Below are 13,251 nucleotides of genomic sequence, written 5' to 3'. Positions count from 1 at the left end.
TTTACTATGGTCAATTGAGAATAATAAAATGAAAAAAATTGCTACTATCTCATTATTAACTATTTTAGTCGGCTGTATGTCGACGGTATACCAACCTAAACCTATTTTTGGCGGAGGCGGCGGCTACGAAGATGGTCAGCTTAGCGAGAATGAATATTGGTTGCGTTACACCGGTGCCGGTAATTTAACTAAAATTGATGAATTGAAACCGTTGTGGCTTCGTCGAGCAAAAGAATTGTGTGGCGACAAAGAGGCAAAAACAGAGTTTAAGGAAGATCGTAAATTTGGATCAGCACCTCAAGCTGTAATTCTTAAAGGAACAGTAAAGTGCGTTTGACTAGAACCAAAGTAATTTACATGTGCATTAATTAAGACGTCAGCTACAGTATTCGGGCTTAACTCTATTGTATTGGCAAGCCCGAGTATTTAATTTTTGGCATACGATGGCTCGGCATTTATCCTTCGCTAGCCTCAGTTGAGGTTATTTTATCAAATCCCCCCATGATAGTTTCAGCTACTAGGGTAGTAAGTTCCCTAAGCTCTTCGTCACTGGCGTTATCACGCAGCGCTTTTTCAGTGAGGTTGTTTAAACGTTCTTTGATTGCAGCATCCATGTCAGAGCCCTTCCTTCTTTGAGATGAAATCACAGTATAGCTTGTAATTTCAACTTTGCCTGTAATTGCGCCAAATCACAAAAAAGTAACTTTTATCGTACTCGTTTCGACGAATTTTGATATTTTCTCAAATTTCATTCACTTAAACTTAATGTCTCGTAAGACTGTAATTTTCAATTTACACCCTCAAAACGCAAAAGTGCCCTTTCGGGCACCTCGCATAGTTATTTGTATAGCGAGTACGATTAAACTTTGACACCTTCAATGTGTAATTCAAGCTCAACATGTGTCGAGGCAGGCCCAAGATTAGTCTTAATGCCAAAATCTTTTAACCCCAAACGTGTTTTTCCTGAAAAACCGACACGATAGCCGCCCCAAGGATCTTTGCCTTCGCCAATCTTAACAGCGTCTATTTCAATAGTTTTGGTCACATTGTGTAATGTAAGGTCACCTTGAATTAATAATTCTCCATCACCTTTGTCGATCACTTTTTTGCTCACAAACTTTGCCGTTGCAAACTCGTCAACCGATAGGAAGTCGTCGCTGCGCAAATGTTTATCACGTTCAGCATGATTTGAATTAATACTTGCGGTATCAATTGAAACTTCAATCTTAGATGAAGCAACATTGCTTTCGTCGTAGCTAAATTTTCCCGAAAACTTATCAAAGCGCCCGGTTAACCAGCTATAACCTAAATGCTGAATTTTGAAATTGACTGATGCATGTGCACCCTTGGTATCAATCACATAATCAGCTGCCGAAGCCGTCAACGCTATTGTTGACATCAAAAGGCTTGTGGTTAAACCTGCTAATAATTTTTTCATGGGATTCCTCTTAAATTTTTTAAATTAATAATTGTCTGTTACGTAAAAATCTATCTATGTTTTGGGCTTACTACTCAGCATGCGCCTTAATGTATCGTCTTTATCAACAAAATGGTGTTTAAACGCAGCCACAGCATGCAAAGCAACCAAAGCTAATGTGCCATAGGCAACATATTTGTGAATGGTTCCGGCAATATCAGCCTGTTCGTCGAACAATTCACCAAATCCAGGCACGGTAAACCAAGTAAAAACATCAATACCCCTGCCATCTGCGGTTGAGATGAAATAACCACTGACAAAAATCACAAATAACAACACATACAATGTGATGTGCATGAGATGACTCGAGCGTCTAACCAATTTGCTATATGTCGCAATAGGCTTCGGATTTACTTGTTTGACACGCCAAATTAATCTGGCGATCACTAACATTGACAGCAATATGCCAACACTTCGGTGCAAATCAGGGCCCTTTTTATACCATTGATCGTAGTAGCCCAAATCCACCATCCAAAACCCCAGCCCGAACAAGGCGAAAAAGCTCACAGCAACAACCCAGTGCATAACAATTGCCACTGTGCCATAGCCATTTTCGGTGTTCTGCATAATTTAAAACCTTAATACCAATCCGTCTAACTCTTAACTATTAGCGTTAGTGTGCCAGCACAACCTTTAAATTAATATTGAATAATACTGAACAACTAGTAAACTTTTACTTAAACTTATAAATCTTGTACTAAATGACCTTAGACCAACTCAACATGCTAGTCGCTTTAGCAGACACGGGCACATTAAAGCAGGCGAGCGCACTGTTACATAAAACACAACCTGCGATAAGCCAAGGAATAAAACAACTTGAAGCGCAACTAAACGTTAAGCTATTCGACCGTTCTTCCTATCGATTATCACTGACTACAGCAGGCCGTAAAATTTATCATCATGCAATGCGTACCATTAAAGAAGCAAACGAATTAAGGCAGTTGTCGGTACACCTTGCCAGAGGCGAAGAACCTCAGGTTGTAATTGCCATGAACGCATCGTTTGATATACGCAAAATAATTCCGATGCTTGAAACAATGCAGCAACAATTTCCTCAGACTCAAATTGTGCTGAAACAGGAGTATTTAAGTGGCGCTATCGAGTCAGTAGAAGAAAAGCGTGCTGACATAGCCATTACCACCATAGATCCTGTAAAACTGGAATTAGGCAAGCTCACTGCAATATGGCTAGATCAAGGGGATTTGATCAATGTTGCCTCGCCAAAACTCATTGAACGCCATCCTGCCTTAGCAAGTGCCACAGAGCTCATCAACGAGTATCAAATTGTTGTTCAAGATTCAGGTCAAAGCTCTCAGGGCAAGCAGTTTAGTGTACAAACTGGTCAACGCTGTTGGTATGTAAACGACTTTAATACTAAGCATACCCTAATTAAGAGTGGTATTGGTTGGGGAAGATTACCCGATTCAGTTATTAATCGAGACATTGCATCAGGTGAACTGATCCCGTTACAACTGAGTGATTTACGCACAAGGCTGCCTCTCAATTACCATGCGATTAAACATAAAGATCAAATCTTTGGGCCTGTTGCCGAATCGCTTTGGCAGGCATTGACTGCATTTGGTGAAAAACGCCCTTAACGATATTCGCTAAAGGCGTGATTAAAGTGCTCAACAATTTCAAATTAAGCAAGTTTAGCCATTGCAGCATCAGCGGCCGCACTTTGTTCTTCCTGATTAATACGGGTAACTTTCCCTTTTGAAATTTCCACACTACGTGTTTCGGCAATGAGTAAATAAATCGTTGGCAAAATAAAGAGTGTAAAAATCGTGCCAATAAACATGCCAGCAACTAAGATGATGCCGATACTATTGCGCGATTCAGCACCTGCACCTGTTACCAGAATCAGCGGAAAATGTCCTAAAATAGTCGCTGCACTTGTCATCAGAATTGGACGCAAACGCGTTTTGGCAGCTTCAACAATCGCCGTCATTTTATCCTTGCCAATAGTTTGTAAATGATTGGCAAATTCAACAATCAAGATTCCATTTTTAACCACCAGACCTACAAGCGTAACTAAGCCTATTTGCGAGTAAATATTCAATGTAGTAAATGATAGATAAGACCACACTAGAGCCCCCGACAATGCCAGTGGCACGCTCCCCAACAATACGACCAGCGGATCTCTAAAGCTGTTAAATTGCACCGCAAGTAATAGGAAGATTACTAATAGCGACACCGCCATCACCGTTAACAAACTATTGCCTTCTTTTTTGGTTTGGCGTGATTCGCCTGCGTAATCAATAGAATAATGCGTTGGCAACACTTCTCGAGCAATATCTTCCATGGCTTGCAAAGCCTGCCCTTTCGTTACCCCAGGTAAAACACCACCATAGAGTTTGAATGAATTTTGCTGCGCAAATGAGCCTAATGCTCTTGGTACTGTTAACCATTTAAGTTCAACAAAATCAGCAAAAGGAATTAACTCGCCGTTTGCTGCTCGAATGGTAAGCGACAATATTTGGTCCGGGTCGACGTTAGCGTTGTCTCCTACTTGCGGAATAACGCGATATGCTTTGCCAAAATGCTCGAATCGATTAACAAAGTTGGTTGATAAATAGGTCGACAACTCGCTCGATACTTGCGCGACTGTTAAACCTAAATCAGCGATTTTCTGCTTATCAAGCACGAGTTCAAGTTGTGGCAGATCGACTTTCAAATCAGTATCTGCATACATAAACAGTCCCGATTGATAAGCGGATTGCACTAACTGTTGCGCATACTGATTCATGTCGTAATGGTTATCACTGGACTTGATCACCATTTCCACATCAAATTGACCCGCTGTAGGCAAAGGCGAAGGTAAAACCGGGAAGATATTTAGACCCGTTGATTGTGAAAGGCGGCCATAAATTTCAGGCAGTTTTTCCGCAGTGGTGTAGTCACGTTCTTTCGCATGGGCAAACTCAAGCCCGCCAAAACCACCGCTAGGCATTAATATTTGCCATACTTGCTCGGTGCCTTTTATCGTTAGTAAATCTTCAACGACAGGCGTAATGTGCTGCTCGGTATAGTTTAATGAGCCATCAGGAGGAGACTGCATCACCAAAGTTACACTGCTTTGATCTTCCATCGGTGCGAGTTCTTTTGCTGAAAACAGATAAAAAGGAACGATGAGTAACATCAGTACGATAGCGACAAAACTAACCTGTCCTTGGCGTGATAACAACTGTGTTAGCCACTTACTGTAACGTGTTTGTACAGACTCAAATATGCGGTTGACTCTTTTCGTTAAGCGACCTTCCTGCCCACCTTCGGGGTTAACGTGCGCGCTCATGATCGGTGACAGCGTTATAGCTACGATTCCTGAAACCATTACGGCAACAGCTAAGGTAAAAGCAAACTCTTTAAAAAGCGCACCCGTTAGTCCTGATAAAAAGCCAATTGGTGCATATACGAGCGCCAACGTCAGCGTCATTGAAATAATTGGCACCAATAATTGACGAGAACTCAGCAACGCCGCCTCAATTTTAGACATACCGCTGCGCATATGGCGAGCAACATTTTCTACCACCACAATTGCATCATCCACGACAAGGCCAACAGACAGCACTATGGCAAGAACCGTTAAGAGATTGAGACTAAAGCCCATAAGCCAAATAGCAGCTATAGCACCCAACAATGAAATTGGGATGGTAATTAGCGGTACTAAAGCCGTACGCCAAGATCCCATCAGTAATAGCACCACAATACCTACTAAGAGAACCGTTTCAAACAAAGTAATGACGATTTCATTGATTGCGTCTCGCATATACAACGTGCCGTCATAAGCGAGGTTAATGTGAATACCCTGCGTATCTTTCTGGTTTAGGGTTTCAACAACCTGATATAGCGCATTACCAATTTCGAGCTCGTTTGCGCCCGGTAGCGGCCATACAGAAATATACACCGTATTCTCAGTATCAAATCGCGCGGTATTTTGTGGCGTTTCAGCGTCAATCTCAACCTTTGCCACATCAGCAAGAAATATCGTGCCTTGATGACTCTCTTTAATGATGATCTGCTCAAAGTCTTCCACGCTGGAAAGCTGTGTATTAGCGACAACATCCAAGCGATTACTTTGGTTGTCTAAATAACCTAATGTTGAAATTTGATTGTTAACCGAGAGCGCCTGATAGACTTCTGCAGCACTTACATTCAGTGATTCAAGCAACGTCGGTTGCAACCATATGCGCATAGCAGGCGTACGTGCACCTTCAATACCAACTCGTTGAACACCAGCAATATTGTTAATACTGGGATTAATCTGGCGTGTCAGATAATCACTCAATTCACTTAAGTTCATATGTTCTGATGACACGTTTAAGTAAAATACGGCATAAGGGCGGTCGGCGCGTGTCACCGAGACCACGGGATCTTCTGCACCAGAAGGCAGTTCAAAACCGATTTGACTTAGGCGGGTATTCAATTCAGCCAGCGCCATGGTGCTATTCTCATTGAGTGCCAACCACGCTGTCACTTTGCTGTATCCAGCCTTAGTTTCTGAATCAACATATTCAACACCTGGCACAGTTGCAGCAATGCGTTCTATCGGATCAGTAACAAACCCTTTTACGATACTTGGTTGAGCGCCAATATAGGTAGTTTCAATGGTCAGCGAAGCACTTTCAATTTTAGGAAATTGTAAAACGGTTATTTGCTTAACCGCCCACAAGCCAGCAATACTGATAATCAGTGAAATAACCAACGCAAGGATGGGGCGATTAACGAAAATATCGGTGATTTTTCGATTTGAATGACTCATGACTTACTCCACATTAGCAATCGATTGATCAAAATGCGTTTTAGCACCGGGATAGAGTTTAAACGCGCCTTTGGTCGCTACCAACGTATTGTCTGTTACCCCTTGTGAAATAACCGCTTGCTGGCGATTGATAACGGCCACCTTTACTTTCACCTTTTCTGCCCTGAACGTGCCTTCTGAATCAGCATTAAGCTGATACACATAATCGCCACTTTGATCACGAACAATGGCCAAAGCCGGTATAGCAAGGTTTTCCACAGGCTCTGTCACTGGCACAGTTACGCGTACCAATTGGTTGGCGACCAACGCTTGATGATCAACCGTCAATGTTGCGCGATAATGGAGTTGACGAGTTTCAACCGATACATGCTTGGCGCGGGTAACGATAGTCGCTTCACGTTCTTGTGCTTTACTACCGACAAATGTTACTTTCACTGTCGATTTAGGCATTAGCAGCGGGTATGTTTGCGGTAGATAGAAATCCACCCAGACTTCACGTTCAGTACCCACTAGCTCAACAACCACTTCGTTGGTATCTAAATATTCTCCCTCTTTCAAATCGTGAATACCTACGAACGCCTCAAACGGAGCACGTAGTGTTTTTCTGGCGATAAGACTCTCGATTCTGGCAACATCAGCTTTCGCGATAGCAACATCAGATTGCGCAGCATCCACTTTTTCTTTGCTAATACGCTCAGACCTCGCCAAAGTTTGAAATCGCGATAATGTTAGTTGAGATAATTTGAGCCTCGCTTTGGCAGCGGCCAGTTGAGCACTTTCTTCATCATGTTCAATAACAAGCAACACTTGACCTTCCTCTACGACTTCGCCTGAAGCAACATGAATTTTGGCAATTTTACCTGCCAGTTCATTCTTAATTATGAGGTGATTTTTTGGTTTGATAGTGCCTGAGACTGCCCGCGTCTGTTGAAAAGTAACCGCCTTTGTGCGACTTACTTCTACTGCAATAGCAGGCTCATAATTGGATTGATTAGCAGATTCAGCCGATTGTGCCTGCTTATACACAAATAACCCTGACACTGTAAGTGCCGTAATAACAACCGTTAAAGTCCATGATAAATAACGCATAACGTCCCCTTAAATTTTGGTAAACACTGACAAAACTATTTGTCGTACTTAAAACAATTGCCGGCATGCTACTACCTCAACTATACTTTAGGTCAACAGCTTATTTGGAAAAAGTATCATGCTAAAAGGTAATGAATTGTCCGTAGGCGAAGTTGCAGAGCGCGCAGGCATCGCGATATCAACGCTACATTTTTACGAAAAAAAGGGACTAATTTCATCACATCGGGATCACGCAAACCATAGGCGATACACGCGAGATATATTGCGCATTATCTCTGTTATTCGCATTGCACAAGAGTCCGGCATTCAACTCACAGAAATTAAACACGCCCTGTCAGCCTTGCCAAACCATAAGAAAGTGACAGTAGAAGACTGGACAAAACTATCTAATAAATGGCGAGAACAGCTAGATCACCGAATAAACCAACTCATTGATTTACGAGACAATCTAGATGAGTGCATCGGATGCGGTTGTTTATCGATCGAAAAGTGCAGACTAGCAAACCCGAGAGACAGATTGGCTAAGAAAGGCCCAGGCCCACACATTTACCATCCGGAACAGGATGACCGACAATAATAGGTATATTTTGTTACGCAATATAACTACCGGTGTGCAGTCGATTAAGATAAAGTGCACAGTATGATGATTATTCGTTCCGCCAGCATAACGCTTATCCGCATTGTGCTTATGTTCATAATGTTATTACCCGCTGCAATGGCGGAGTCTTTTGTTGGTCAATGGCATATATATCAGGAAGGTAACAAAGCCATCGCGCAAACAATTGACGGCTTTGATAAACTCAAAATTGAAGTCACAGACAATATGCAGACACGTATTGTCTTATCACTACATGAATTCGGTTCATTTGGTACCACAGACAACGTGCTCGAATATGCTTCACCAATTTATGGACGCATCCGCACTGGTAATTACCTAATCAAGAATCAGCAAATTATTATTGAGGATGTATACGAAGTACAAAGGTTTATCCAAAATCTACGGGATATTTCATCACATTTGATAATGGCAGCAGAAAATATGGGCTATTCATTTACCGAACGAAAGATTTCCATTGCTTATGTGAATAACCACATTCCTCCTATACTCAAGCGCAGCCAATTCTCCACGATAGAAATTGACGAAGTGCTAGAATTATTAGGTATCACTGAGTATGCAGGTTAAGGCGAACATTTAGTCACCTAACTCGGTAATCGATGTGTCTGAACACTAATTAAAGTTATCGATAACTTATTGTTTACTATACTCAATAGGAGTAGACCGCTCTCAATAGGAATAATTACAGTCATGCAATGTATCTTGCCGGTAAGTTATCGAGATAACTACATATGTTTCTAGTATCACGCGCTACTTCAATACGGTTCTATTTTTTGCTGCTATCAAGTATCTTGCTCCCTCCTGCAGCGCATTGTTCAAACTCAAACGAAATAAACTTTGTCACTGAACATCTTGAACCATATCAAATTCTCAGACCTACAGGGGAATTATCAGGTTTTGCCATAGACGTTGTACGCGAATTGCAAACTATGATTAATAACCAAGATAAAATTCAAGTAATGCCATGGGCACGCGCCTATAACACTGCTTTACGACAACCCAACACCTTAATATTTTCCATTGCCAGAACCTCATTTCGCGAAGATAAGTTTCATTGGATTGGTAGTTTAATCGTCGAAAAGCTCTATGTTTGGTCGCTTGACCCTGAATTGGTTAACACCGTCAATTCAATTGAATCTTTTTCTCCTCGCAGTATTGCGACCGAAAGAAACTCAAATGTTGAACAATACTTAACTCAGCTGAATTATCCGAGTATTAAACGCGTCGTCATGGAAACACAAAATATGAAGATGCTATTTAGGCATCGTGTCGATGCCATCGCAGGCTCAGAATTATCACTTAAACACCGGGCTAATTCGTTAGGATTACCGTTTGAAAACATGCACAAGTTGTTCGAGATTAAATCGCTGGAAAGCAACTTGTGTTTAGCATTCTCCAAGCAAACCCCAATAGAGACCGTTGAAAAATTTCGCAACGCCTTTCAGCAGCTAAAACAATCAAATCGATTCAAAGAAATTCAAAAGAAGTGGCAAATATCAGAAACAACAGACCTCACGAATTAATGGATGTGGTTCGTCGCATCCACATTTCCTGCACAATCTTATTTTAGACTGGTCGACAAGTTAATTTAGTATTTTATTATCATGCGCTTCCTTTTTATTACTTCGATTATCTCCATAGCTGTTTTGTCTAGTGTTAAGAACAGCAAAACCTCTGAGTACCAAACGTTAAAAACGCCTGAACAATATACGGCAGAGTCTTTTTTAAGAAAGCAAAAGCGTGAGGAAAAACTCAGTGGTATTTTAATCGCAAGTTTAACAACTGAGAATATTGATGACATGCTAGTCGCAGCAGCAAGAGTGAAAGATGCGTCTAATGATCGTTTGCCACATCAGCTCATCATTAGGCTATTTGCCAAACAATCAGTAATGACAACCGAACAAACGCTTATCATGTTAGATCTGCTTCGAAGCAATATGAGTAAAACATACCTTAGTTTGCTTAACCCTTTACTGTTTTCTCACGAAAACGACGTTGCAGAGAAAGCATTTACTCTTTTTTCAGAGCTACCGTACAACTATCAAACAAAGCATGTTTATCTTAAACTGAGCCATTCAAGTAGCAGCCAGTTGGTTCGTTCTGAAGTGCTTGACATCATAGGTAAGCGTACAATTTGAATCACCTCTTAGGCTAGACGTATTAGTTTCACGATAGATTGATTTAAATTGATTGAGAATCGCCCTCAAAAAAAACGGCAAACCCAATAGTTCGCCGTTTTGTATTAGTCGATTATAGAATTTACGCTTTAAACTTTACGCGGCTTGTGGTGCCTCATCTGCTACGGTATCAGGTTTGATCATTTTGGCTAATACCACTCCAGCTAATACTAACGCAATAAACTCATAGAACGCGGTCCATAGCGTCCAACCAGCAGGAATCCCCCACCAAATCAACTCACTGCCATGTGTAAACAAAACAAGTAAGAACGCAATCTTGCTAACAAAATCAAACTTTTCTCTAAATGTGCCGTTTTGGGTGAAAACACGCGTTAGCAACCAAGCCATTAGTAACGCAACAACAAAATAATGGATAAATCCTTTACCAAAAACCATAGGATCAAAAGCAGTTCGTCCCGGTGCCACTTGCGCAATAACAATCGGCCCTTGCTCATAAAGCGCCATAATTGCTTCTTGCTCAACGTCTTGCTGCATCATTGATGGAAATAGGTAAGTGCCCGGTTGAGTGAAAGTATTCGCCATTTTAGTCTGCAATTGCGCTTGGTTATCCAACGGCACCGTTGCGCTATAAGGTAGTGGACTCATCCAAAAAACGGAGCCCCAAATAAACATGGCAATGGCAGCGACTAAACTCGGCACGATAAGTTTTTTCATAACTTTTCCTTATTGTTATTGTTTTTATTACTTAAACGCTTATTTTTCAAACTAACACACCTGCAACCTAGCGACAATCACCTATTCAAAGCGCTAAAGATTCGACGTAGCCTGTATACTATCCATTCTATCTTTTGGCAATTGCTTAACAATAGCCTTAAACAATTGCTCAGGGGAATATGGTTTGGCAACAAAATCATCCATGCCTACTTCCTTACAACGTGATCTGTCGTGATCTGCATCGCTTGCGGTGATAGCAATGATAGCGGAGCGCGACAAACCACCAGCCTCCATTTCTCTGATTTTCTTCGTGGCTTCAAAGCCATCCATGACAGGCATATGACAATCCATCAACACAATATCAATTTGATGTTTTTGCCAAATTTCTACAGCCTCTAATCCATTGTTGGCAACGATAATATCAGGGAAATAGTCTTTTAACGCACACAAACATACTTGCTGATTAATTTTTGAGTCTTCTACTAACATGATTATCGCTTTCTTACTGCTTTGGTTATGCTTTGACAACAACTCTTCTGCGCTGAAAAATTCGTTATCATTGCCCACAACAGTTTGAATAACCTGCAGTATGTACTCAGGTGCAGCAGGAAGTGAAATGAAACCATCGATGCCTTTGTCTTTACATAGTTTTAGATCTTGCTCGTCAGTATTTGACGATGTCATTATCACACGAGGGCGTACTTTAAGCGGACACTTGCTTAATGCAGAAAACAATTCATAGCCATCCATGTTAGGCATTTTCTTATCGATTAGAATGAGATCGTAAGGTTCTCCTTCCTGATCAAATTTCTGAATGTTTTCCAATGCCAGTTCCGGCTGGTTTGAAGAGAAGGCGTGCATCTGCCAGCTTTCCAGTAATTCGGTCATTACCTTGGTATTAAATGAATAGTCATCCACCACCAACACTTTCTTTCCAAAAAGTTTAGCAAGATCATAGTCAGGGCTTTGCACTTGATGCTGCGTCATCGGGAACTCAAGTTCAAACGAAAAACAACTGCCAACCCCGACCTGACTTTTTACCTTTAACTCGCCATCCATCATCGTAACAAGGCGTGAAGAAATAGAAAGACCTAGACCTGTGCCGCCATACGTACGTGTTGTTGAATTTTCTGCCTGCGTGAACTTTTCAAATATGTGTTGTTGCTTGTCTTCGTCAATACCAATCCCTGAATCAATAACCGAAAACTTTATAGTACAAACTTCATTTTTACAGTGTTTAACTTCTACTTTAAGACATACCGAGCCTTTTTCAGTGAACTTAATGGCATTGTTCACTAAGTTAACCAAAATTTGCTTCAATTTAGTGGAATCACCAATAATGTAGTAGCTAATTTCATCATTTAACGCGAGCAACAGCTCGATGTTTTTATCATGAGCACTTTGGCGAAATATAGTAACCACTTCATCTGCTAGCTCTGCGAGATTAAATTCATGATTTTCTAACTGTAAACCGCCAGCTTCTATCTTAGAAAAATCGAGGATGCTATTGAGCAAGTCCAACATATGATTCGCGCTTTTTTGAATATGTTTTGCGTATTCAAATTGTTTTTTATCTAACGGGGTTCGCAGCAGCAAATGTGTCATACCATAGACGCCATTCATCGGTGTTTTCACTTCATGACTAATATTCGCTAAAAATTCACCTTTCAAGTGATTGGCACGTTCCGCAACTTCCTTTTGCTCTTCAATACGCTGAAACGAATCCGCTAATGCGGTACACATAGAGTTATATGCGTTAGCCACATAGTTCAATTCATCATCTTTATTTTTCTTACGCTTGAGTGATAAAGGTTTAGGTATGCCGTTATTGAAATTAGCTTTCGACATAGACTCTGCAAGGTGATGCAAATGTTTGGTGATGAGCAAATACACGATATAGAAAATCACTAACGAAGCGATAAAAGTTTTGGTGCCTTGCGTAACCGCCGTTAATATCAACTTATCGATTAAATGTGCATAAACTGGCGCTAAATCAGTTACCACATACAATTCACCTAGCTTTTCTTCATTGCCCTCAAATTGATATACGATTGGCCAGCGCCCTTCACGAAAATGCTCAGTACTATTCTCTCCTTTAGACGCCGCCAGCTTGCCTTCACGAAATAGCTGCACGAGTACGACCTCTGGGAGATTTAATATTCCTTCCATTTGAATAGAAATTTGATGTTCATCTTCTACCCAAAGCGCACTGGAAATGGTGGGTAAATAGCTTTTCTCAACTTGGTATAGTCTTTCATCAATCGCAGACATGTCGTTGGTATAATCAATATACAAATGAATACTGGTAATAATGAGCGTTAACAATGAACTGGATAGTAATATCCAAAACAACAGTTGCTTGGCTAAAGAGTGTTTAAAATTCATTTGCTTACGTCTTCCTTAACATAGTGTTTCGCTCCATGACATTAATGATGAAGAATAAAGTTAGAAAAGC

The 13,251-nt window shown here is 41.0% G+C and carries 13 protein-coding genes; 6 read left to right on the top strand and 7 right to left on the bottom strand.

What is annotated here, in order from left to right:
- Positions 1-28: 28 nt before the first annotated feature.
- Positions 29-337, top strand: coding sequence for a hypothetical protein (locus tag ACSLUK_RS00845; RefSeq protein ID WP_448546598.1), 309 nt, complete (start codon positions 29-31; stop codon positions 335-337).
- A gap of 118 nt (positions 338-455) precedes the next feature.
- On the opposite strand, the gene ACSLUK_RS00840 is transcribed toward ACSLUK_RS00845, so the two are convergent.
- From ACSLUK_RS00840 to ACSLUK_RS00830, 3 genes are all read right to left on the bottom strand, one after another.
- Positions 456-614, bottom strand: a complete 159-nt coding sequence (locus ACSLUK_RS00840; RefSeq protein ID WP_448546597.1) for a hypothetical protein — start codon at positions 612-614, stop codon at positions 456-458.
- A gap of 245 nt (positions 615-859) precedes the next feature.
- Positions 860-1,438 carry a YceI family protein gene (locus ACSLUK_RS00835; protein WP_448546596.1) on the bottom strand — a complete coding sequence of 193 codons (579 nt, stop codon included), beginning with the start codon at positions 1,436-1,438 and terminating at the stop codon, positions 860-862.
- 54 nt (positions 1,439-1,492) lie between these two features.
- Entirely contained in the window at positions 1,493-2,047 is a 555-nt protein-coding gene (locus ACSLUK_RS00830; protein WP_448546903.1) for a cytochrome b, read from the bottom strand.
- A gap of 131 nt (positions 2,048-2,178) precedes the next feature.
- On the opposite strand from ACSLUK_RS00830, the gene ACSLUK_RS00825 reads away from it, so the two are divergent.
- Positions 2,179-3,075, top strand: a complete 897-nt coding sequence (locus ACSLUK_RS00825) for a LysR family transcriptional regulator (protein WP_448546595.1) — start codon at positions 2,179-2,181, stop codon at positions 3,073-3,075.
- Positions 3,076-3,119: 44 nt separating this feature from the next.
- On the opposite strand, the gene ACSLUK_RS00820 is transcribed toward ACSLUK_RS00825, so the two are convergent.
- Both ACSLUK_RS00820 and ACSLUK_RS00815 read right to left on the bottom strand, forming a co-directional pair.
- The gene (locus ACSLUK_RS00820) at positions 3,120-6,239 is read right to left on the bottom strand and encodes an efflux RND transporter permease subunit (RefSeq protein WP_448546594.1); all 3,120 of its coding nucleotides are present in this window, start codon (positions 6,237-6,239) and stop codon (positions 3,120-3,122) included.
- Positions 6,240-6,242: 3 nt separating this feature from the next.
- Positions 6,243-7,328 (bottom strand): efflux RND transporter periplasmic adaptor subunit, encoded by a 1,086-nt coding sequence (locus ACSLUK_RS00815; protein WP_448546593.1) that lies wholly within the window; start codon positions 7,326-7,328, stop codon positions 6,243-6,245.
- A 118-nt stretch (positions 7,329-7,446) separates the two neighbouring features.
- Between ACSLUK_RS00815 and soxR the strand changes: the two genes are divergently transcribed.
- The 4 genes from soxR (at position 7,447) to ACSLUK_RS00795 (ending at position 10,082) form a co-directional block, all read left to right on the top strand.
- Positions 7,447-7,905: a redox-sensitive transcriptional activator SoxR gene (gene soxR, locus ACSLUK_RS00810; RefSeq protein WP_448546592.1), complete on the top strand. Its 459-nt coding sequence runs from the start codon at positions 7,447-7,449 to the stop codon at positions 7,903-7,905.
- 63 nt (positions 7,906-7,968) lie between these two features.
- On the top strand, positions 7,969-8,511 hold the full coding sequence (locus ACSLUK_RS00805) for a hypothetical protein (protein WP_448546591.1): 543 nt from the start codon (positions 7,969-7,971) through the stop codon (positions 8,509-8,511).
- Positions 8,512-8,675: 164 nt separating this feature from the next.
- Entirely contained in the window at positions 8,676-9,467 is a 792-nt protein-coding gene (locus tag ACSLUK_RS00800; protein ID WP_448546590.1) for a substrate-binding periplasmic protein, read from the top strand.
- Positions 9,468-9,548: 81 nt separating this feature from the next.
- On the top strand, positions 9,549-10,082 hold the full coding sequence (locus ACSLUK_RS00795) for a hypothetical protein (RefSeq protein ID WP_448546589.1): 534 nt from the start codon (positions 9,549-9,551) through the stop codon (positions 10,080-10,082).
- Between the two features lie 135 nt (positions 10,083-10,217).
- On the opposite strand, the gene ACSLUK_RS00790 is transcribed toward ACSLUK_RS00795, so the two are convergent.
- On the bottom strand, positions 10,218-10,796 hold the full coding sequence (locus ACSLUK_RS00790) for a hypothetical protein (RefSeq protein WP_448546588.1): 579 nt from the start codon (positions 10,794-10,796) through the stop codon (positions 10,218-10,220).
- Positions 10,797-10,889: 93 nt separating this feature from the next.
- Complete coding sequence (locus tag ACSLUK_RS00785) at positions 10,890-13,181, bottom strand: response regulator (protein ID WP_448546587.1); 2,292 nt, start codon at positions 13,179-13,181, stop codon at positions 10,890-10,892.
- Between the last annotated feature and the right edge of the window lie 70 nt (positions 13,182-13,251).

This window comes from Thalassotalea fusca, assembly GCF_053485835.1.
Note: the sequence above shows the minus strand (reverse complement) of the source record. Positions and strands in the feature narration are given on the sequence as shown.

What these genes read in the sequence shown, in the direction of transcription:
- ACSLUK_RS00835 (WP_448546596.1), bottom strand. Translation starts at nt 1,438, where the DNA reads ATGAAAAAATTATTAGCAGGTTTAACCACAAGCCTTTTGATGTCAACA.
- ACSLUK_RS00815 (WP_448546593.1), bottom strand. Translation starts at nt 7,328, where the DNA reads ATGCGTTATTTATCATGGACTTTAACGGTTGTTATTACGGCACTTACA.
- ACSLUK_RS00825 (WP_448546595.1), top strand. Translation starts at nt 2,179, where the DNA reads ATGACCTTAGACCAACTCAACATGCTAGTCGCTTTAGCAGACACGGGC.
- ACSLUK_RS00820 (WP_448546594.1), bottom strand. Translation starts at nt 6,239, where the DNA reads ATGAGTCATTCAAATCGAAAAATCACCGATATTTTCGTTAATCGCCCC.
- ACSLUK_RS00795 (WP_448546589.1), top strand. Translation starts at nt 9,549, where the DNA reads ATGCGCTTCCTTTTTATTACTTCGATTATCTCCATAGCTGTTTTGTCT.
- ACSLUK_RS00840 (WP_448546597.1), bottom strand. Translation starts at nt 614, where the DNA reads ATGGATGCTGCAATCAAAGAACGTTTAAACAACCTCACTGAAAAAGCG.
- soxR (WP_448546592.1), top strand. Translation starts at nt 7,447, where the DNA reads ATGCTAAAAGGTAATGAATTGTCCGTAGGCGAAGTTGCAGAGCGCGCA.
- ACSLUK_RS00800 (WP_448546590.1), top strand. Translation starts at nt 8,676, where the DNA reads ATGTTTCTAGTATCACGCGCTACTTCAATACGGTTCTATTTTTTGCTG.
- ACSLUK_RS00790 (WP_448546588.1), bottom strand. Translation starts at nt 10,796, where the DNA reads ATGAAAAAACTTATCGTGCCGAGTTTAGTCGCTGCCATTGCCATGTTT.
- ACSLUK_RS00845 (WP_448546598.1), top strand. Translation starts at nt 29, where the DNA reads ATGAAAAAAATTGCTACTATCTCATTATTAACTATTTTAGTCGGCTGT.
- ACSLUK_RS00785 (WP_448546587.1), bottom strand. Translation starts at nt 13,181, where the DNA reads ATGAATTTTAAACACTCTTTAGCCAAGCAACTGTTGTTTTGGATATTA.
- ACSLUK_RS00805 (WP_448546591.1), top strand. Translation starts at nt 7,969, where the DNA reads ATGATGATTATTCGTTCCGCCAGCATAACGCTTATCCGCATTGTGCTT.